Below are 19,733 nucleotides of genomic sequence, written 5' to 3'. Positions count from 1 at the left end.
ATTGGTCTTGTGAATTAAGATGCGCGCAAACATGCATAAGGGCCCATCATGACCGACCATTTGTTCCCGATTCCGGATATCCTTGGCATCCCAGTGCAGGGTGAAGCGGCCCGGTATCCGGTTGGTCGGATTTTCTGCGTTGGTCGCAACTATGCTGCCCATGCAGCCGAGATGGGGCATGAGGTGGATCGTGAAGCGCCCTTCTATTTCACCAAATCCGCGTCGAACGCCATTCTGACCGGCGCGACCGTGCCGTATCCGCCCGGAACCGAGAATTTCCATCACGAAATGGAATTGGCCGTAGCCATCGGCAGACCGGTGTTCAAAGCGACCAGCGCTCAGGCCTGGGATGCGGTTTATGCCTATGGTTGTGCGCTGGATATGACGCGCCGCGATCTGCAAATCCGTGAACGCAACAAACAGCGCCCTTGGGATTTGGGCAAGGATTTAGAGAATGGAACGGTTTTTGCACCGCTGACCCGTGCGGCTGAGTGGGCTCCGGACGACAGCAAGCGTATTCATTTGAGTGTCAATTCCGAACTCCGTCAGGATGCAAGCCTGCAAGAGCTGATCTGGAAGATTGATGAGATCATATGCCATTTGTCCGGTTACTATCACCTGCGTCCCGGAGACCTGATCCTGACAGGAACGCCTGCCGGCGTCGGGCCCGTAGTTGCGGGGGATATGATCGAAGGTGGCATTGACGGGCTTGCACCGCTTCGGTTGACCCTGAGCAACGCGGAATAGGGTCTATTTTGGCTCTTTCAGCCAATCTTGTACAAAGCTAACGCGATCCAGGTCCGTAAATCTGCGAACCCGATCCAATTCGGCCTCTAGGCGGCGGGTGCGCGCGTCAGACCATCGGATGGTGCGTTCCGGCCAAAGGGCACGCACGCGCAGTTCGCCCGCATCCCGATGCGCTTTCATATCGATCCGCCCAAGCAGCTTGTCACCCTCAAGTAATGGGAACACGTAGTAGCCATAGGTCCGTTTCGCCTCAGGCACAAAAACCTCGATCCGGTAGTGAAAACCAAACAGCCGCTCGGCCCGGTTCCGGTCACGTAGCATCGGATCAAACGGGCTGAGCACGCGGATGCGCCCGGTTGGTTGGGGTAGGTCCGCCAAATCATCGGTCAGATCGGGTCGTGCAAAAAGATTGCGCGTTCGCCCGTCAACACAGGCAATCTCGATTTCCTCCAAGGCTCCCGATTGCAGAGCTTTCGCGCACCAATCTTTGGCCTCCGTCGGGCTGACAGTATCCCAGAACGCAGCGATCTCACCTGATGTGGCGAAGCCAAGCCGGTCCAGCGCGGCATTGCAAAGCCAATCGACGGTCGCCTCAGCGTCACATGGGTGTTGACCGGGGCACAGATGCGTCTCGATCACCCGCTCCGTCAGGTCATAGCGTTTTTGAAACCCGTCGCGCCCGACCACGGTCAGCGCGCCGGAGCGCCACAGAAACTCAAGCGCCGTCTTGGAGGGATGCCAATCCCACCACCCGCCGGACCCTTTCTTTTCGCCCTTCCCGACATCGGATGAGGACACCGCACCATGATCTCGGATATGGTTCAGCACCGTCTCGAACTGCTGTTCGAACCCATCCCGGCGCCAATTCTTCCACCGCGACTTCAACAGATCAGCATCACGCAGAAACCGCAGATGCCAATGACGGTAATACTCCATCGGGATGACAGCGGCGTCATGGGTCCAATGTTCAAACAACGCCCGATCGTGTTCATAGAGGCGTTTCAGATTCCCGCTGCGATAGCTGGGCCTGCGCGAGAACAAGATCATGTCATGGGCGCGGGCGACGGTGTTGATACTGTCGAGCTGAACAAAGCCCAGCCGCTGGATTAGCTCCAACAGGTCTGCCCCTTTGGAACGTCCCGCAGGCGGCTCGGCCAGCGCATGACGATCCATAAAGATCGTCCGCGCTGTGCGGTTATCCAGTTGCCGCAGTGCCATCGGCCTAGCGCCGTTTCAGCGTATCGCCAAAGCTAATTTTGGGGGTCAGAGTCACGCGGGTCTCAATCTCAGATTCCGGGTCCTTGAGCCGTTCCGCGATGATTTCGGCCGCTTGCCGACCAATCTCCAACCGACAGGCATCCATCGTTGCCAGTTTGCGCGGTAGGCCTTGCAACAGTTCCACATTGTTAAACCCGGCCAGACCAATCTGTCCGGGAACATCGATGCCCTGCTCCAGCAGATACAATAGACCACCCGCCCCGATCATGTCGTTGGAATAATAAAGAAAATCCAAATCGGGTGAGCGTTCCAGCATGGTCTGTGTCATCTCGCGGCCCTTGGCGAGCGCTGAACCGCCGGAATAGAATTCCCGATCCTCGATCTCGATCCCTTTCTTGCCGAGCACTTCGGTGAAGCCTTCGAACCGCTTTCGCGCGCGATGGTCCAATGGCATCTTGGTGCCCATGAAACCGATATGTTCATAGCCCGCTTTCAGGATCGCCTGCGCCATCTCGCGGCCCGCACGACGATGAGAGATTCCGACCATCGCATCCACCGGTTTGCCGTCGGTATCCATGATCTCGACCACCGGAATGCCAGAGGAATCCAGCATGGCGCGGGCGGCCTCGGTATGCTCCAGTCCCGCAATGATCACGCCTGAAGGTCGCCACGAGAGCATCTCGTACAGCACCTTCTCTTCTTTCTCGGGCAGATAGTCGGTGACGCCGACCACAGGCTGGAGTTCGGTATCTTCCAGCACCTGGTTGATGCCGGTCAGAACCTCGGGGAACACCATGTTTGACAACGACGGGATGATAACGGCAACCAGGTTAACCCGGCTGGACGCCAGTGCACCTGCTATTTTGTTGGGGACATATCCCAGCTCTTTCGCGGCGGCCAAAACACGTGTGCGGGTGGCATCAGACACATCCCCACGATTGCGCAGGACCCGACTGACCGTCATCTCTGAGACCCCCGAAGCCTCGGATACATCTCGAAGGGTCAGCGGGCGTTTGGTTTCTGTGTTCACGAGAGGCACCTGCGTTGTTGTTTTGCCCGATGGTAGCGTGAACAGGTCGACGTGTACAACAATTGTGCAAAGGCAATGACAACCCCGAAATTCCCGGTTACAGAAGGCCCCAAGCGGCCCCGTGGCTCAACTGGATAGAGCAGCCCCCTCCTAAGGGGCAGGTTGCAGGTTCGAATCCTGCCGGGGTCGCCATTGTTACTGCACCACAGGCTCAGCAAACCTACCGCGGGTCCGGTTGGCGAAGGCGACCAGGGACAGCATCACCGGGACTTCGACGAGGACACCAACGACCGTTGCCAATGCCGCGCCAGAGTTCAGACCAAACAGGCTGATGGCCACTGCGACGGCCAGTTCGAAGAAGTTGGATGTGCCTATCATGGCACAGGGTGCCGCGATGCGGTGGGGGACTTTCAGAGCATAGGCCGCGCCGTAGGCCAGCGCAAAGATGACGTAGCTTTGAATTAGGATCGGTATGGCGATCAGGACGATGACCATGGGCTTGGACAGGATCGTCTGGCCCTGAAGGCCAAACAGGATGACCACGGTAGCGATTAGGCCCATGATGGACCATGGTTTTACCCGTGCAGAAAACGTGTCGATTGCGTCTTTTGATCCCAGCTTCCGGCGTGTGAGCAGCCCGGCCATCAGTGGCAGAACGACATAGAGGACAGTGGCCAGTACCAATGTCTGCCATGGGACAGATATGTCGGTCACACCAAGCAGAAAGGCCACAATCGGCGCGAAGGCTACCACCATGATCAGATCGTTCACTGAGACCTGCACCAGCGTATAGGTCGCATCGCCCTTGGTCAGCTGTGACCAGACGAAGACCATCGCGGTACAAGGCGCTGCGCCCAGCAGGATCAAGCCTGCAGTGTATTGGGCGGCATCCTCGGGTGCGATCCAAGGCGCAAAGACATAGTCAAAGAACAGAACGGCCAGGAGGGCCATAGTGAAAGGTTTGATCAACCAGTTGACCACTAGCGTCACAATCAGGCCTTTTGGTTGGCGTGCGACACCGGCGACCGCTCGGAAATCCACGCCAACCATCATCGGGTAGACCATTGCCCAGATCAGAACGGCGACAACCAGGTTGACGCTTGCGAATTCGGCTGAGGCGACCAACCCGACCAGACCGGGTGCTGCCAATCCGATCAGCACGCCGCCGACCATGGCGAGGGCGACCCAGATGGTCAGATAGCGCTCGAAGATGCTCATGAATATGCCTCAGTTGTTTGGTCGGTCAGCTTGCCCGAAGTGAGCGCTGCAAGGGCCACCATGACAGCCGCTGTGCCCAGCACAAGGGGCAGGCCGCCGACCTGATAGGTAAAGCCGGACAGCACGGTGCCCAAAAGGCGCCCCGTCGCGTTGGCCATGTAGTAGAAGCCGACATCCATCGTGACCCGTTCGGACTTGGTGAAGGCGAGGATCAGATAGGAATGCAGGGATGAGTTGACGGCAAAGATTGCCCCAAACACCAGAAGGCCTACGACCAAAGTGATTGTCAGCCATGTCTCCGGCCCGGAAGACAGCAAAACTGCCAGTGTTAGAGCCGCAGGTACGCAGAAAAGCATCGCGGCCCAGCTGCGTGCGGCGCGGATCAAATCGCCTTCGGATCGGTCTGAGGCCCGCAGGATTTTGGGCGCGTTGGCCTGAATGACGCCGTAGAGGATGATCCAGAAGGCCATAAAGGTGCCGATCATGAAAAAGGCAGCGCGGTTGCCCTCTTCGGTGCCATCCGAGAGGACGGCGTAGAAATAGATCGGGATGCCGACCACGAACCACACGTCGCGGGCACCGAACAGGAAAACCCGCGCGGCGGACAGCCAGTTGACGTTGGCAGATTTCGAAAAGACCTCAGAGAACTTCGCGCCCTTGCGCCCTTTGGGCAGGCCGGGGGGCATGAAGCGGATGACGGCGAATAGGATCACCGCCAGAACGACTGCCATCACGATGATCGCCGCCTGAAAGCCCAGCGTTGCCAGCATCGCCGCACCAAGCAAAAAGCCCAGCCCTTTGACGGCGTTTTTTGAGCCGGTCAACAGCGCCACCCAGCGAAACAGCCCGCTGCCCTCGGTCGGGGCCAGCAGTTTCACCGCAGATTTCGAAGACATCTTGGCCAGATCCTTGGCCACTCCGCTGGCGCCTTGCACGATCATGACAAAGGCCACGGATGCTCCAATCGCCCAGTTAGGGTCGAGTTGCGTCAGCGCCAGCAGCGCGACCACCTGCAACCCAAGCCCGGCATAGAGCGTCGAGGTCAGGCCAAACCGCGCCGCGATCCAACCCGCCGCAAGGTTGGTCACCATTCCGGCGATCTCATATAGAACGAACAGATAGGCCAGCTGCACCGGTGAGAAGCCCAGCGTATGAAAGTGCAACAGCACCAACATCCGCAAGGCCCCGTCGGTCAGCATAAAGGCCCAATAGGCCGCCGTGACCGCGATATAGGCCGACAGCCCCTCGGGCCGGTCGGTCACAGCGAGGCCCCAACCATCAGCGCCACATCGACCAGACGATGCGCATAGCCCATCTCGTTGTCATACCAGGCATAGATTTTCACCTGCGTACCGTTCACAACCATGGTCGATGGCGCATCCACGATCGAGGAGCGTTCGTCATTGGTGTAGTCGGTCGAGACCAGCGGCCGGGTCTCATAGCCCAGAATGCCGTTCAACTCACCTTCGGCGGCGGCTTTGAAGAAGGCGTTGACCTCTTCGACGGTGGTTTCACGCTCAACCTCGAACACGCAGTCGGTCAGTGAGGCGTTCAACAGCGGCACCCGCACCGCATGGCCGTTCAGACGCCCCTTGAGTTCAGGGTAGATCAGCGTGATCGCCGTGGCCGAGCCGGTTGTGGTCGGGATCAGAGAGTTCAGCGCAGACCGCGCCCGGCGGAGGTCCTTGGCGGGGCGGTCCACGATGGTCTGTGTGTTGGTCACGTCATGGATTGTGGTCATCGAGCCGTGGCGGATGCCCAGGTTCTCGTGGATGACCTTCACCACCGGGGCCAGACAGTTCGTCGTGCAGGAGGCTGCAGTTACGATCTGATGGGTCGCCGGATCGTAGATGTTGTCATTCACACCCATCACGATATTGGCGGTCGGGCCGTCCTTGACTGGGGCTGAGACGACAACTTTTTTCGCACCAGCTTCGAAATAAGGGGCCAGCTTTGCCTCGGTCTTGAAGACACCGGTGCAGTCGATCACCACATCAACGCCGTCCAGCGGCAGGGCGCTCAGGTCCTTGGTACCGATGAAGGGCAGCCGGGTGCCGTTGATGGTGACGCTGTCGTCATCATGCTCGAAAGTGGCATCCCAGCGGCCATGGACGGTGTCGAATTCCAACAGATGCGCGTGCATCTCGGCGTCTCCGACCGCGTCATTGATCCAGGCGATCTTGGCGCCTTTTTCCAACAGCGGTTTCAGGGCCAGCTTTCCTATACGGCCCAAGCCATTCACAGCATATGTGGTCATTTCAGTCTCCGACAGAGGTTCTGCCGATTTCATCGACAGCAGATTGTAGGGCGATCCGGTCAAGGTTTTCGACTGGCAAGGAGGTGAACGCCTCGATCCGGTGCTTCAGCGCGCCATAGGCTGTTTGGAAAGCTAGGCTTTTCTCGGCATCTGTTCCGGTTGCTTTGACTGGGTCTTCCATGCCCCAATGGCCGCTGATCGGTTGACCCTCCCAGGCGGGGCATTCCTCGTTCGCTGCCCTGTTACAGACGGTAAAGACAAAATCCATCTGTGGTGCCTCAGCCGTGGCGAACTCGGACATATGCTTTGAACGCAGGACCGAGGTATCGTGACCCTTATCGTGCAAGACCTGCACGGCAAATGGGTTCAGCTCGGACGCGGGTTGCGTTCCTGCGGAATAGACGGTGAACCGATCCCCACCCATCTGGCGCAGCAGCGATTCAGCAAAGATCGAGCGCGCAGAGTTTCCCACGCACAGAAACAGAACGTTGAACTTGCGGTCAGTCATTTCGCCTTTTCCTTTTGTTGAAGGCATACAGAGATCGGGCCGCCCTCGGCAGCAATCGACGATCAGGAAATCCAGCATCCCCTGCACATTCTTCATGTCGATGGAGTAGAGCAGCGACGTGCCAGAACGTTGCTGTGTCACCAACCCGCACCGTTGCAGCGCGTTCAGATAGTTCGACATGGTGCTGGGCTTAATATCCAGCTCAGATGCCAGCTCACCTGCCGGCACGGTGTCAGGAAACCGACGCATTAACATGCGAAACACGGTGATGCGTTGTGGGTGGCCCAGAATGGCCAGCTGATCTGTGATTCTTTCTATCATATTTCATGAATTATCGAAATAATGTTGGCCGATCAATCCAAGTTCGACCTTTTTACAGAACTTTCATAAACCGAGGTGCCCGCTGATTTCCCATGCATATGCATCTGGACCTGCGGGCCCGATCATGACGGTCTAAATGACGCTCCGCACCCGGGCGTATCCTGTCAGGGCGACCATAGGTGCCGCTGTAGCTCAGCTGGTAGAGCACGTCATTCGTAATGATGGGGTCGGGGGTTCGAGTCCCTTCAGCGGCACCAAAAAACTGGCACTAAAGTACTCACAGAAGCGATCGAACGAATGTGACGCAACGTCCAGATCTAAGACCGCTTGGTTAGAAAGTTGACGTAAACGTAAGCTTGCGAACGAAAATTTTGACTGACCGGTCAACAAACGCAAAAACTGGCGGAATTCCATACCTTCCACGGTCAAATAAAACTCGTAGATGCGCCGTGTCGCTGCGGGTTCCGCTCACTCACAAAATTTCCTTGAGCCACCTCCCCCTCACGGTTCGGAAACGACCCGCAGCGACCTCATTGATTAAGAAATACACGCGCTGGAGTTTAAAAATGTCGATTAAGTCGCTTCTGAACCAATGGTTGGAAAACAAATCAGTCCGTATTTCCATACCGGGAAATCTTGCTCCGGACTCATCTGATGACGAGCGTTTCGATGGGGGTCTGGACCAGTCGGAAACCAAAGCTCTTTTTCATAGCGTGCTCCATGAGAAGCAAAACGATGGAATTGACGGTCGCAGATAAGCCTGCGAGCGTTGCACCCAAGCTCAGCTTAGCGCTTACGCGCGTTTTTCGCCGATCGATGCGACGCCCAGAACATCTAAGACTTTCGCCTCGATATGCTCGGCATTCATACCCGCCACGGCATACATGTCAGCCGGGCTGGCCTGATCGACAAAGATGTCGGGCAAAACCATTGATCGGTATTTCAGGCCCCGATCAAACACCCCTTCATCCGCCAACAATTGCGCTACGTGGCTGCCGAACCCGCCCACAGCGCCTTCTTCAATAGTGATCAGCGCCTCGTGCGTTTCCGCCAGACCCAGAATCAGATCGCGATCCAGTGGCTTAGCGAAACGGGCATCTGCGATGGTGGGTGTGATCCCCCGCGCGGCCAGCGACTCGGCGGCTTTCTGCACCTCTGCGAGGCGTGTGCCAAAGGAGAGCAATGCCACGCGCGCGCCTTCCTGGATCATGCGGCCTTTGCCGATCTCCAGCACCTCTCCGCGTTCGGGCAGGTCAACGCCCACACCTTCGCCACGTGGATAGCGGAACGCGATGGGGCCTTCGTCATGTGCGACTGCGGTGGCCACCATATGCATCAGTTCCGCCTCATCTGCGGCGGCCATGACAACCATACCTGGAAGGTTTGATAGGTAGGCAATGTCAAAGGACCCTGCATGGGTTGCGCCATCGGCACCGACCAGCCCGGCGCGGTCGATGGCAAAGCGGACAGGTAGGCGCTGGATCGCCACATCATGCACCACCTGATCGTATCCGCGCTGTAAGAAAGTCGAATAGATCGCGCAGAAGGGTTTCATCCCGCCCGCCGCCAGCGCTGCCGAGAAGGTCACCCCGTGCTGTTCTGCAATCGCCACGTCGAAACAGCGCGATGGGTAGCGTTCCGCAAACAGGTTCAGCCCGGTGCCGTCTGGCATCGCCGCCGTGACGGCGACGATCTTGTCATCGCGCGCGGCCTCTTCCACCAGCGTCTTACCAAAGACCGACGTATAAGATGGTGCGTTCGATGGCGCCTTTTTCTGCTCACCCGTCACCACATCGAACTTGGCGGTGGCGTGACCCTTGTCGCGGGCTTGCTCGGCGGGGGCGTAGCCTTTGCCCTTCTTGGTCAGAACATGAATAAGGATCGGACCCGTCGCACGCGCTTTGACCGTGCGGAGCACCGGCAGCAATTGGTCCAGATCATGCCCGTCGATTGGACCGAGATAGGAAAAGCCAAGCTCCTCAAACAAAGTGCCGCCAACGGCCATGCCTTTCAGCATCTCCTTGGCGCGCTTGGCCCCTTCGCGGAATGGCTCGGGCAGCAGCGACACCGCACCCTTAGCAGCGGCTTTCAGATCGTGAAACGGTTCCTCGGCATAGATGCGCGATAGGTAGTTGGACAGCGCGCCAACGGGCGGCGCGATACTCATCTCATTGTCGTTCAGAATCACGATCAGGCGCTTTTTCAGGTGGCCCGCATTGTTCATCGCCTCAAAGGCCATACCCGCCGACATCGAGCCATCGCCGATCACCGCAATCGCATCGCCCAGCCCTTCGGGCGTGACGCCGCCCAGATCGCGCGCAACCGCAAAACCAAGCGCTGCACTGATCGAGGTTGAGCTATGCGCAGCCCCAAAGGGGTCATAGGGGCTCTCGCTGCGTTTGGTGAATCCGCTGAGGCCATCTTTCATGCGCAACGTTCGAATGCGATCACGTCGTTCGGTCAGGATCTTATGCGGATAGCACTGGTGCCCCACATCCCAGACAATCTTGTCGCGGGGTGTGTCGAACACTGCATGCAGCGCGGTGGTCAGTTCCACAACGCCCAATCCCGCACCCAGATGCCCGCCAGTGACGGACACGGCGGAAATCGTCTCGGCCCGCAATTCCTGCGCCACCTGATGCAACTGCGTGTCCGAGAACTGCTTGAGGTCGGCAGGACGGCTCACAAGATCCAGCAGAGGCGTGTTCGGGCGATCAGACATTTAGCGCGTTCCTGACTTAGCTGTCCCGGGCAATAACGAAGCGGGCGGCATCCTTCAAGGTTTCGGCCCTTGGTCCATATCCATCCAGCGCGGCGCAAGCCCGATCCACCAGTTCTGCCGCACGGGTTTTGGCGGGGCCCAACCCAAGCAGCGACACAAACGTGGCTTTGCCCGCATCCGCATCTTTCTGCAGCCGTTTTCCGGCGCGCTCCGCATCACCTTCCACATCCAAGATGTCATCTGCAATTTGAAAAGCAAGGCCAAGGGCTTGGGCATATTGGCGCAAGGCGGACGGATCGGCCTGTGCCAGCCGTGCACCGGCACAGGCAGACCATTCAATCAAGGCGCCAGTTTTGCCTGCTTGCAAATGGGTGATCGCCTCAAGCGACAAAGGCTCCGCCGCCGATTCAGCAGCGATATCCAGCGCCTGACCCATAACCATGCCCTGCGCACCGCTGGCTTTGGCCAGCGTCAGGGCCAGATCCGCACGAATTTCGGCATTGCCCACCTCAGGGCGTGTGCACAGCTCAAAGGCCAGTGTCTGCAGCGCGTCTCCGGCCAGAACCGCCGTTCCTTCATCCCATTTCACATGGGTTGTGGGGCGCCCGCGCCGCAGGTCATCATCATCCATGCAGGGCAGATCGTCGTGGACCAGTGAATAAGCGTGCAGTGCTTCAATCGCCGCGGCGGGCCAGATCGCGCGCGCCTCGTCCACGTCATGCAAGCGGGCGCTTTCCAGCACCAAAAACCCCCGCAAGCGCTTACCGCCACGAGTGGCATAGCCCATGGCCCGCGTCACGTCGAAATCATCGAAGCCCTTCAGCACATGTTCAAACTGCGCCTGAATCTGCGCGGCGTCCTGTGCCAGCCTTTCCCGAAACATTTACTGACCGTCGACAGGTGTCGTCCCGGTCGGCTGGCCGCCCGCGTCCAAAGTGATCGCGGCGACCTTCTCTTCGGCCCGCTTCAACTCATCTTCGCAGCGTTTCTTCAGGGCCGCTCCGCGTTCATAGAGCGCAATTGACTGATCCAGAGCCACGTCGCCGCGTTCCAACTGGCCGACTACAGCTTCAAGCTCTTTCATCGCCTGTTCAAACGTCATCTGTTCAACGGGAGTATCGGTCATTGTGCTGCCTTCATCAGTTCTTCCACATGGGCGCGCGTCGCCTCGGCCAGTGCGTTCAGATCATACCCGCCTTCCAGAGTCGAGACGATACGGCCTTCACAAACCTCATCGGCGATCTTGCACAGCTCAGCGGTGATCCATGCAAAATCGCCGGTGGACCAGTTCAGATTGGCCAGCGGATCGTCCTGATGGGCGTCAAACCCGGCTGAGATGATGATCAACTCAGGCCTGAACGCACGCAGACGCGAAAACGCCTGCGCTTCATAAGCCGCCCGCATCTCAGACCCACCCGTGCCCGGGGCCAGTGGTATGTTCACAATGGTTTCATATGCACCAGTCTCATCCGGTCGTCCCGATCCGGGCCATAGGGGCATCTGCTGGCTGGTAATCACCAACGCGCGCTTCTCGTCCCACAGCAGATCCTGCGTACCATTGCCATGATGCACATCGAAATCAACCACGGCGACGCGGCTTAACCCGTGATGATCCAGCGCATGTTTTGCTGCAAGCGCCGCATTGCCGAACAGGCAAAACCCCATCGCCTTGTCTGTTTCCGCGTGATGGCCCGGCGGCCGGATCGCGCAAAACGCGTTCGAAACCTCTCCCCCAAGCACCAGATCGACCGCCCGCACCACGGCGCCCGCCGCGCGATAGGCCGCATCGACCGAGCCCGGAGACATAAAGGTATCCCCATCAATCTGCGTATAGCCATCAGCTGGACGCGCTGCGCGAATATCCCGGATGTGGTCTTCGGGATGGACTCGCAGCAAATCATCATCCGCTGCCATCGGCGCAGTTCTGCGATCCAGATCCAAAGGCTCCAGCGCATGAAGAATATACTCCAACCGCGCCACCCGCTCGGGATGCCCGTCCGGTGTCACATGCCCCAGACAATCGGCATGGGTCAGCAAGGCAGTCTTCATCGGGATCCCCTGTTCATCTGGCTAAAAATATCCTCGCCGAAGGCATAAAATCGCCGCGCAGCGGCCCAATCAATCCGGGGCCAGCATATACCCGGCGCCGCGTACCGTCTGCAAATACCGAGGCTGCTTTGGGTCTTGCTCGATCTTCCGACGTAACCGCGTGATCTGCACGTCGACTGCCCGCTCCTGCGCCTGCCCCTTGTCGCGGCCCAGATCCTCGACCAGTTTTGCCCGGCTGATCGGCTCACCCGGCTTGGCCGAGAAGATCTTCATCAACTGGCTTTCGGTTGCGGTCAGACGCACCGGGTCCTCCCCCTGCCACATCTCTCCTCGCTCAATATCATAGCGGATCGGGCCAAGGGTCAGGATTTTCGCTGCCGCATCCTGAGCCGGAGCTTCGGGCATCCGCCGCAGAATGGCGTTGATGCGCAGCAACAGCTCTTTCGGCTCAAACGGTTTGGCCAGATAGTCATCGGCCCCGGCCTCAAGCCCGGCAATCCGATGCTCGGTCTCGCCCCGCGCGGTCAGCAGCAGGATCGGAGTCGTATGGGTTTCGCGCAGCGCCTTTGTCAGGCTCACGCCATCCTCGCCCGGCATCATTACGTCCAGCACGATCATGTCGAAATCCAACCCGGACAGAACCCGCCGCGCATGCGCCGCGTCGCGGGCCGCCGTCACCAGAAACCCGTTCCGCATCAGAAACTTCTTTAACAGATCGCGAATGCGTTCGTCATCATCGACGATCAGCAGATGGACGTCCATATCGCTCATGAGGTCGTATCCCGCAACTTCGTATAAGCATGACGCATATCAGCATCCATCATCGCTTCAAGAACTTTACGAAATCCAGCGACGGCTTCGGGCCCCGCATCCTTATACGCCGCACGCATCCGGGCGCGCTGGGCATCGGACAGTGTCGCCTCTAGCGCGCGACCCTTGTCAGTCAGGAAAAGATGCCGTTCGCGCTTGTCGACAGTACCCACCCGGCTTTCGACCATACCATCCTCGATCAATGTCCGTAGCACACGGTTCAGGGATTGTTTTGTCACGCCCAGTATGGCCAGCAGGTTGTTCACCGTGGTCCCCGGTGCGCGATTGACGAAATGGATCGCCCGATGGTGGGCGCGGCCATAAGACATCTCGGACAGGATGCGATCGGGATCAGCAGTAAAGCCGCGATAGGCAAAGAACATGGCCTCGATCCCCTGTCGCAACTGCTCATCAGTAAGAAACAACAGGCTTTCGCCCCCAAACTTCGGAGCGGGACGGATTTCGGACATATCATGCCTCATGCGTTACACGCCGTTCACTTTATGTCAGCGTTATTGACATTCCAAGGGCAGACAGGTATCGAATCGCAGTTTTTGCGCAAGATTGTGTCCGCATCGGACCTAAATAGCGCAACAATCGGAAATTCAACCCAAGGCTGGAGGTTTCGCATGGCGGGGTATGATGATCGTGATGGCACCATCTGGATGGATGGCAAACTGGTGCCCTGGCGTGAGGCGAACGTACATATTCTGACCCACGCGATGCATTATGCGTCCTCGGTGTTCGAAGGTGAGCGTGCCTATAACGGCAAAATCTTCAAAAGCCGCGAACACTCCGAGCGTCTGATCGCCTCGGCAGAGGCTTTAGACATGCCGATGCCCTACTCGGTCGATGATATCGAAGCCGCCAAGGAAGAAGCCCTGAAAGCCAGCGGTCTGACGGACGCTTATGTGCGGGCGCTGGTCTGGCGCGGCTCGGGTGAGGATATGGGTGTCGCCTCGGCCAAGAACCCAGTGCGCATGGCCATCGCGGTCTGGCCTTGGGGTGCCTATTATGGGGATGCCAAGATGCAGGGTGCCAAGCTGGACATCGCGGAATGGAAGCGCCCCAGCCCGGAAACCATCCCAGTACACGCCAAAGCGGCAGGCCTGTACATGATCTGCACGATCTCAAAGCACAAGGCCGAAGCCAAAGGGTGTTCTGACGCGCTGTTCATGGACTGGCGCGGCTATGTGGCCGAGGCAACCGGTGCGAACGTGTTCTTCGTCAAGGACGGAGAGGTGCACACCCCGCTGGCCGATTGCTTCCTGAACGGCATTACACGTCAGACCGTGATTCAGATGCTGAAAGACAAAGGTCTCACCGTCCATGAACGCCGTATCAAGCCCGAAGAAATGGCGGATTTTGAACAGTGTTGGCTGACCGGCACAGCGGCCGAGGTCACGCCTGTAGGCCAAATCGGTGACTACACGTTTGAGGTGGGCGACATCACGCGTGAGATCGCCGAGGACTATGAGAAACTGGTGCGCGCCTAAGCGATGTTGAAGCATCAGCCCTGAACCCTCGCGTTAAGCGGGGGTTTTTCTTTGCGCATCGTTCAAGTTCTTGTGCAGATCGTTCAGACAGCTGGACGAATGCATGGGCCGCTGTAGGTTACACCCATGCTAGACCTGCTGAGCGATATCCTGACACGTCTGTCCCTAAGGGGAACGTTCTACTTCCGAACCTCTTTCACGCCACCCTTCGGTGTCCAGGTGCCGTCCTATCAGAATGTGGCGCGCTTCCACTTCGTGCAGCGGGGTGAGCTGAAGGTATTCGTCTCTAACACAGGCGAAACTGTGCGACTTAAGCAAGGCGACCTGATCCTGATCCCCCACGGTTCTGCCCATGCACTGCTATGCAACCAGGTCCAACCGGTCGATGCGTTGCCGCTTGAACAGGTGCTGAAGGAGTCGGGCTACCAGGGGGACGGTGTGCTGGTCCACGGCGGTGAAGAGACCGGGCGTGACACTCAGCTGATCTGCGGTCATTTCTCATTCACAGGTCCGCCGGGGCGCCAAGGTACCGGCCATATGCTGATCGACCGCCTGCCACCTTACATCCTGATCGAGAACTATGGCGAAGAGGCCGGGGCCTGGATCGAAGCCACGCTTCGCATGATCGGGTCTGAGGTTAGCGGTGCGCGGATTGGCGGTGACTTGATCGCTCTGAAGCTTTCGGAAGTTCTGTTTGCGCAGGCGATCCGCGCCCATCTTGAACATCAAAGCCCTACGGATTCGGCCATTGCGGGGTTTGCTGACCCTCGTATCTCGCGCGCTTTGACTGCATTTCATCAAGCGCCCGCGCAAGAGTGGAGCGTTGAGTCTCTGGCGCGCGAGGCGGGGATGTCACGCACTGCCTTCGCGCAGCTTTTTGCTGAGAAGATGGCGACCACGCCAATGCAATATCTGACCGATTGGCGCATGCAAATCGCTTGCCATGGCCTGACCGAGGCGCGCTGGAATGTGGCTGATGCTGCGGCAGAGGTTGGATATGCTTCCGAAGCAGCCTTTTCCCGTGTGTTTAAAAAACAGATTGGCTTGTCCCCGGCAGCCTATCGATCGATGCACTGATCGATCAGGTTTCTGAACGACCTGCACGATTTCGCGTACGATCCGGAATTCTGCGACCGAATACCTGCACCTAACTTGGGGCCATACCAACCCAGGAAAGGAAATCGCAATGTCTGTTCGCTTTGTCACCCGCTCCGTCCACGCATATCTGGACTATCCTGTCGCTATTGCCTTGATGGTGCTGCCCTTCGTGCTTGGGCTGGGTCAATCCAATCCGCTGGCTTTGTGGCTGTCTGTCGTCACCGGGGCGGCTGCCTTCGTGCTGACTGTCCTGACGGATCACCACCTCGGTATCTGGCGCGTGTTGCCCTACAAATTTCATCTGGCTGTCGATCTTCTGGTCGGCATTACATTCCTGTTTGCGCCCAGCATGTTTGGGTTTTCGGGTCTGGACGCAGCATTTTATTGGCTGAACGGGGCTGCAGTTGTCGCGGTTATCTCGCTCAGCGCGCCCGAGCAACGCGCAGCTGCCTGAGCATTTATCCACAGGGCTTCACAATATCATCGTGATAGTTTCAAGAAACTGAGCCGCCCGTTTTACAAATGGGCGGCTCACTGCGGCTTACCAATCGCGTGCCTTCGAACAGGTGTCTAGACAGGAGAGCCCCCATGACCAAATTCCTTCGCCCCAACCGCCGCATGTTTCTGGCTGGCAGCACCGCTGTTGCAGCCTCGCTGTCGACGCCAGCGATCAGCCGCGCCGCTTCGCGCCCGGTGTTTACCCACGGCGTTCAGTCGGGCGATGTGGACACAAGCTCTGGCATGATCTGGACCCGTACAGATCGTCCGGCGCGCGTGATGATGGAGGTTTCGACCACCGAGAGCTTTGCTGATGCCCGCCAATTGCCGCCAATGGATGCGATCCCAAACAGCGATTTTGCGGTTAAGCGTCTCATCGATGGGCTGCCCTCGGATCAGGATATCTTCTATCGTTTTGTGGCCGCTGATCTGAGCGATATCAACACCATATCAGAGCCTATTATAGGCCAGTTCCGCACCGCGCCGACCGCAAGGCGCAATATTCGGTTCGCCTGGTCAGGGGATACCGCCGGTCAGGGCTGGGGCATCGACGACGATGGAATGCGCACCTATGCGACCATGAGCCAGCACCGGCCCGATTTCTTCATCCATTCTGGCGATACCGTCTACGCCGATGGCCCGATGCAGGACGAGGTTGAAAAAGACGGGCAGGTGATCTGGAAGAACGCCACTCTGATCGATGAGAAACGCAAGGTTGCGGAAACACTGGATGAATTCCGCGCCCAGTGGAAATACAACATGATGGACGAACATGTGCGGGCGATGAATGCGGTATGCCCGACCTTTTTCCAGTGGGATGACCATGAGGTGGTGAACAACTGGTCGGATGCCAAAGACCTGATTTCCGATGACCGGTATTCCGAGAAATCGGTGCATGTTCTGCAAGCGCGCGCGGGACGCGCCTTTCATGAGATGACGCCGCTTCGGATCACACCGGCTGAACCCGGTCGGGTTTATCGCAAGATTTCATACGGTCCGATGCTTGAGGTGTTCTTCTTGGATCTTCGTAGCTATCGCGGCCCGAACGGCCCGGCGATGGAAGATGAGATCACCGACCAGTCCCGCATTCTGGGCGCGGCACAGTTGGATTGGCTAAAGCGCGAGCTTGCAGCATCACAAGCGACCTGGAAAGTCATCGCCTCGGACATGCCGATTGGCTTGATTGTCTGGGACAACTGGAAGGAACAGGCCGGGGCAGAGGCGATCTCGAACGGTGATAGTGGACCAGCCAAGGGGCGCGAGCTAGAGATTGCCGATCTGCTGCGGTTCATCAAAACCGCAGGCGTCACCAACACTGTCTGGTTCACCGCGGATGTGCACTATACCGCGGCGCACTACTATGACCCTAACAAAGCTCAATTCCAAGATTTTGAACCGTTTTGGGAGTTTGTGTCCGGCCCTCTGCACGCGGGAACCTTTGGCCCGAATGCGCTGGATGGCACCTTCGGTCCCGAGGTGAAATTTGCCAAAGCCCCCGCCGAAGGGCAGGGCGTCAACCTTCCCCCAAGCGCTGGTTTGCAGTTCTTTGGTCTGGTCGACATTGATGGTGCTACGCAACAGATGACGGTGCGCCTGATGGATCGTGCCGATACCGAGCTTTGGTCGGTGACTTTGGATCCGCAAGGTCAGTCCATCTGATACTTGTTTCCCTGTGACTTGCGCCCTCGTTGTTTTTCGAGGGCGTTTTTTCCTTGCAATAGTATACAAAAATAGTCAGATAAAAGCCAACGCCGGATTGTACCTTGTCCGGCCATGGGTTTCGGGGCGGTTTGCAGGCTTAGCGCGCAACTTGGTGATGGCGTGTCGCCGCTCCGAAAACGACCGCGTTGGGTTCTGGCATGGGCGATCCGCTTGAAGAGATCATTGCACGGCATGACGCTGCAACCGCTTGTGGCTGCAGCTGCTGCGACACTGACTTTGCAGCCTATTTCGACTGCACGAAACGCGAGAGCGCGATTTCTGAACGGCCCGAGGACGCGACACCACCTGAAAGCGCCACCTGCCGCATGGATTCGATACGCTACATCTTCGAAAATGTACTTCTAAGGCGCTTCGAATAAGGCAGGTGTGGCCCTCTCACATCCTGCCCGTCACGAAACCCCTTAGTAATCAACGCCCCGCTGTGCCTTGATGCCTGATTGGAAAGGGTGTTTTTCTTCGGTCATTTCAGTGACCAGATCGGCATAGTCACGCAGTGCTTGCGGCGCGTCGCGGCCCGTCAGGAAAACGCTAGTCTTATCCGACCGCGCCTTGAGACCGTCTAGTACACGCTCGACCGACAGGTATTCATACCGCAGCGCGATATTAATCTCGTCCAGAACTACCAGATCATAATCCCCGCTGGCCATCAGATCGCAGGCTTTGTCAAAGGCAGCGGTAGCGGCGGCAATATCGCGTTCGCGATCTTGTGTGTCCCAGGTAAAGCCTTCGCCCATCGTGTGCCACGTCACCAGATCGCGGTCTTGAAAGAACCGGCGCTCGCCCGTCTTCCACTTGCCTTTGATGAACTGAACAACGGCAACCTTTTGCCGCCAGCCCAGCGCACGGATCACAACACCAAAGGCTGCCGAGGACTTCCCCTTACCCTTACCAGTATTGATCAGAACCAGGCCGCGCCCCGGATCGACCGCCTCGGACACTTTCTTGCGGTGCTTGGCCTGCACCTTCTGCATCTTTTCCTTGTGATCCTGCGCGTCGCTCATGGGGCACCCTCATTGATTGTTCCGCCCAACCTAGGCGAAGTTTGCGAAAGGTAAAGATCAGGCTTTGGGGTCCGTGACCGAACGGGCCTTGCCTCGTTCCAGCCCAAGCTGATGCTCGCGCCAAATCACGACTACATTGCCCGCGATCACCAGAGTAGCCCCCAGCAGAATGGCCAGTGTTGGCAGTTCATCAAACCAGACATAGCCAATGAAGATGGCAAACAGCATCGTCGTATAGTCATAAGGTGCCAGCATTGAGGCTTGCCCGAACCGATAGGATGAGGTGACCAATATCTGAGCCACTCCGCCAATAAGGCCCATTGCAATCAGTATTAGAGCCTGATTAAGGGTTGGCATTGTCCATCCCCAGAACGCAGTCAACGAGGAGAGTAGCGTCGCGGTCATCGAGAAATAGAACACGATGGCGGCGGGATGGTCGACCTTAACCAGTTGGCGGATATGGATCTGTACAAAGGCGCGGGCCAGCGTTGCGGCTAAGACGCATAGCGCGCCTATGGTTGCCGCCATTTCCATCTGGGTGCTGCCCAGCCGGGGCCAGATCATGATCAAAACGCCCAGCAGCCCCAATGCAACCGCACCAATGCGGATCATGCGAATGCGCTCGCCCAGCATCACGGCGGCCAGAATCAGGGTGAAGATCGGGGTGGCGTAGCCAATGGCCGTGACCTCAGGCAGGGGCAGCAGGCTGAGGCCGGTAAAGGTCAAGCCCATGGCGCTGGTGCCCAACACACCACGCCAGAAATGGCCCATAGGCTTCTTGACGACAAAGCCTTGCGCCAACTCTCCGCGCCAGATCAGCCAGGCAATGATCACCGGAACGGCAAAGAGTGAGCGAAAAAACACCAGCTCACCCGGCGGGAAATCCTCGGACAGGGCTTTGACCAGTGCCGACATCGCTGTGAACAGCATCAGCGCGGCCAGTTTCAGACCCACGGCAAGCATGGGTCGATGCGATGTTAAGGATTGTGCCATGTGCCGCGAACCTGCGCCTTTGGCGTGGAAAGATCAACGACGGGA

At 58.1% G+C, this 19,733-nt stretch carries 20 protein-coding genes and 2 tRNA genes; 8 read left to right on the top strand and 14 right to left on the bottom strand.

Annotated elements, in window-relative coordinates:
- Positions 1-48 precede the first annotated feature (48 nt).
- Positions 49-747, top strand: a complete 699-nt coding sequence (locus ACR0DH_RS17650; RefSeq protein ID WP_480550886.1) for a fumarylacetoacetate hydrolase family protein — start codon at positions 49-51, stop codon at positions 745-747.
- Between the two features lie 3 nt (positions 748-750).
- Here ACR0DH_RS17650 and ACR0DH_RS17645 read toward each other — a convergent pair whose 3' ends face one another.
- Positions 751-1,965: a winged helix-turn-helix domain-containing protein gene (locus ACR0DH_RS17645; RefSeq protein ID WP_480550888.1), complete on the bottom strand. Its 1,215-nt coding sequence runs from the start codon at positions 1,963-1,965 to the stop codon at positions 751-753.
- A 4-nt stretch (positions 1,966-1,969) separates the two neighbouring features.
- Complete coding sequence (locus ACR0DH_RS17640) at positions 1,970-2,995, bottom strand: LacI family DNA-binding transcriptional regulator (RefSeq protein WP_480550890.1); 1,026 nt, start codon at positions 2,993-2,995, stop codon at positions 1,970-1,972.
- A gap of 115 nt (positions 2,996-3,110) precedes the next feature.
- Between ACR0DH_RS17640 and ACR0DH_RS17635 the strand changes: the two genes are divergently transcribed.
- Positions 3,111-3,187, top strand: a tRNA-Arg gene (locus ACR0DH_RS17635).
- A gap of 3 nt (positions 3,188-3,190) precedes the next feature.
- Here the strand turns inward: ACR0DH_RS17635 and arsB are convergent.
- Genes arsB through ACR0DH_RS17615 form a run of 4 tightly spaced genes read right to left on the bottom strand, consistent with a single transcriptional unit; the run spans position 3,191 to position 7,299 of the window.
- The gene (arsB, locus tag ACR0DH_RS17630; protein WP_480550892.1) at positions 3,191-4,213 is read right to left on the bottom strand and encodes an ACR3 family arsenite efflux transporter; all 1,023 of its coding nucleotides are present in this window, start codon (positions 4,211-4,213) and stop codon (positions 3,191-3,193) included.
- Entirely contained in the window at positions 4,210-5,475 is a 1,266-nt protein-coding gene (arsJ, locus tag ACR0DH_RS17625; protein ID WP_480550894.1) for an organoarsenical effux MFS transporter ArsJ, read from the bottom strand. Before arsJ ends, arsB begins: the two co-directional genes overlap by 4 nt.
- Positions 5,472-6,470, bottom strand: coding sequence for an ArsJ-associated glyceraldehyde-3-phosphate dehydrogenase (locus ACR0DH_RS17620; protein ID WP_480550896.1), 999 nt, complete (start codon positions 6,468-6,470; stop codon positions 5,472-5,474). Before ACR0DH_RS17620 ends, arsJ begins: the two co-directional genes overlap by 4 nt.
- Position 6,471: 1 nt before the next feature.
- Positions 6,472-7,299, bottom strand: coding sequence for an arsenate reductase/protein-tyrosine-phosphatase family protein (locus ACR0DH_RS17615; RefSeq protein ID WP_480550898.1), 828 nt, complete (start codon positions 7,297-7,299; stop codon positions 6,472-6,474).
- 181 nt (positions 7,300-7,480) lie between these two features.
- On the opposite strand from ACR0DH_RS17615, the gene ACR0DH_RS17610 reads away from it, so the two are divergent.
- Positions 7,481-7,556 (top strand) — tRNA-Thr (locus ACR0DH_RS17610).
- Positions 7,557-8,092: 536 nt separating this feature from the next.
- Here the strand turns inward: ACR0DH_RS17610 and dxs are convergent.
- The 6 genes from dxs to ACR0DH_RS17580 all read right to left on the bottom strand — a co-directional run bounded on the left by dxs (position 8,093) and on the right by ACR0DH_RS17580 (position 13,350).
- Complete coding sequence (dxs, locus tag ACR0DH_RS17605) at positions 8,093-10,021, bottom strand: 1-deoxy-D-xylulose-5-phosphate synthase (RefSeq protein WP_480550900.1); 1,929 nt, start codon at positions 10,019-10,021, stop codon at positions 8,093-8,095.
- 16 nt (positions 10,022-10,037) lie between these two features.
- On the bottom strand, positions 10,038-10,904 hold the full coding sequence (locus tag ACR0DH_RS17600; RefSeq protein ID WP_480550902.1) for a polyprenyl synthetase family protein: 867 nt from the start codon (positions 10,902-10,904) through the stop codon (positions 10,038-10,040).
- Entirely contained in the window at positions 10,905-11,147 is a 243-nt protein-coding gene (locus tag ACR0DH_RS17595; protein ID WP_170534025.1) for an exodeoxyribonuclease VII small subunit, read from the bottom strand. It abuts the gene before it with no gap.
- Positions 11,144-12,070, bottom strand: coding sequence for a histone deacetylase family protein (locus ACR0DH_RS17590; RefSeq protein ID WP_480550904.1), 927 nt, complete (start codon positions 12,068-12,070; stop codon positions 11,144-11,146). Before ACR0DH_RS17590 ends, ACR0DH_RS17595 begins: the two co-directional genes overlap by 4 nt.
- Positions 12,071-12,139: 69 nt before the next feature.
- Positions 12,140-12,841 carry a response regulator gene (locus ACR0DH_RS17585; RefSeq protein WP_480550906.1) on the bottom strand — a complete coding sequence of 234 codons (702 nt, stop codon included), beginning with the start codon at positions 12,839-12,841 and terminating at the stop codon, positions 12,140-12,142.
- Positions 12,838-13,350 (bottom strand): MarR family winged helix-turn-helix transcriptional regulator, encoded by a 513-nt coding sequence (locus ACR0DH_RS17580; RefSeq protein ID WP_480550908.1) that lies wholly within the window; start codon positions 13,348-13,350, stop codon positions 12,838-12,840. The genes ACR0DH_RS17585 and ACR0DH_RS17580 overlap by 4 nt, the downstream gene beginning before the upstream one ends.
- A 159-nt stretch (positions 13,351-13,509) precedes the next feature.
- Here ACR0DH_RS17580 and ACR0DH_RS17575 point away from each other — a divergent pair, with 159 nt between their 5' ends.
- From ACR0DH_RS17575 to ACR0DH_RS17555, 5 genes are all read left to right on the top strand, one after another.
- On the top strand, positions 13,510-14,376 hold the full coding sequence (locus ACR0DH_RS17575) for a branched-chain amino acid aminotransferase (protein ID WP_480550910.1): 867 nt from the start codon (positions 13,510-13,512) through the stop codon (positions 14,374-14,376).
- Positions 14,377-14,502: 126 nt separating this feature from the next.
- Positions 14,503-15,453, top strand: coding sequence for an AraC family transcriptional regulator (locus ACR0DH_RS17570; protein WP_480550912.1), 951 nt, complete (start codon positions 14,503-14,505; stop codon positions 15,451-15,453).
- A gap of 109 nt (positions 15,454-15,562) precedes the next feature.
- Complete coding sequence (locus ACR0DH_RS17565) at positions 15,563-15,928, top strand: SPW repeat domain-containing protein (protein WP_480550914.1); 366 nt, start codon at positions 15,563-15,565, stop codon at positions 15,926-15,928.
- Positions 15,929-16,062: 134 nt separating this feature from the next.
- The gene (locus ACR0DH_RS17560) at positions 16,063-17,631 is read left to right on the top strand and encodes an alkaline phosphatase D family protein (protein WP_480852697.1); all 1,569 of its coding nucleotides are present in this window, start codon (positions 16,063-16,065) and stop codon (positions 17,629-17,631) included.
- Positions 17,632-17,831: 200 nt separating this feature from the next.
- The gene (locus tag ACR0DH_RS17555; RefSeq protein WP_480550917.1) at positions 17,832-18,053 is read left to right on the top strand and encodes a hypothetical protein; all 222 of its coding nucleotides are present in this window, start codon (positions 17,832-17,834) and stop codon (positions 18,051-18,053) included.
- Between the two features lie 42 nt (positions 18,054-18,095).
- On the opposite strand, the gene cobO is transcribed toward ACR0DH_RS17555, so the two are convergent.
- Both cobO and ACR0DH_RS17545 read right to left on the bottom strand, forming a co-directional pair.
- Positions 18,096-18,695 (bottom strand): cob(I)yrinic acid a,c-diamide adenosyltransferase, encoded by a 600-nt coding sequence (gene cobO, locus ACR0DH_RS17550; RefSeq protein ID WP_480550919.1) that lies wholly within the window; start codon positions 18,693-18,695, stop codon positions 18,096-18,098.
- A 57-nt stretch (positions 18,696-18,752) separates the two neighbouring features.
- Entirely contained in the window at positions 18,753-19,688 is a 936-nt protein-coding gene (locus tag ACR0DH_RS17545) for a DMT family transporter (RefSeq protein ID WP_480550921.1), read from the bottom strand.
- Between the last annotated feature and the right edge of the window lie 45 nt (positions 19,689-19,733).

Source organism: Ruegeria sp. I1 (assembly GCF_056532675.1).
This window is presented reverse-complemented; position numbering and strand designations above follow the sequence as displayed.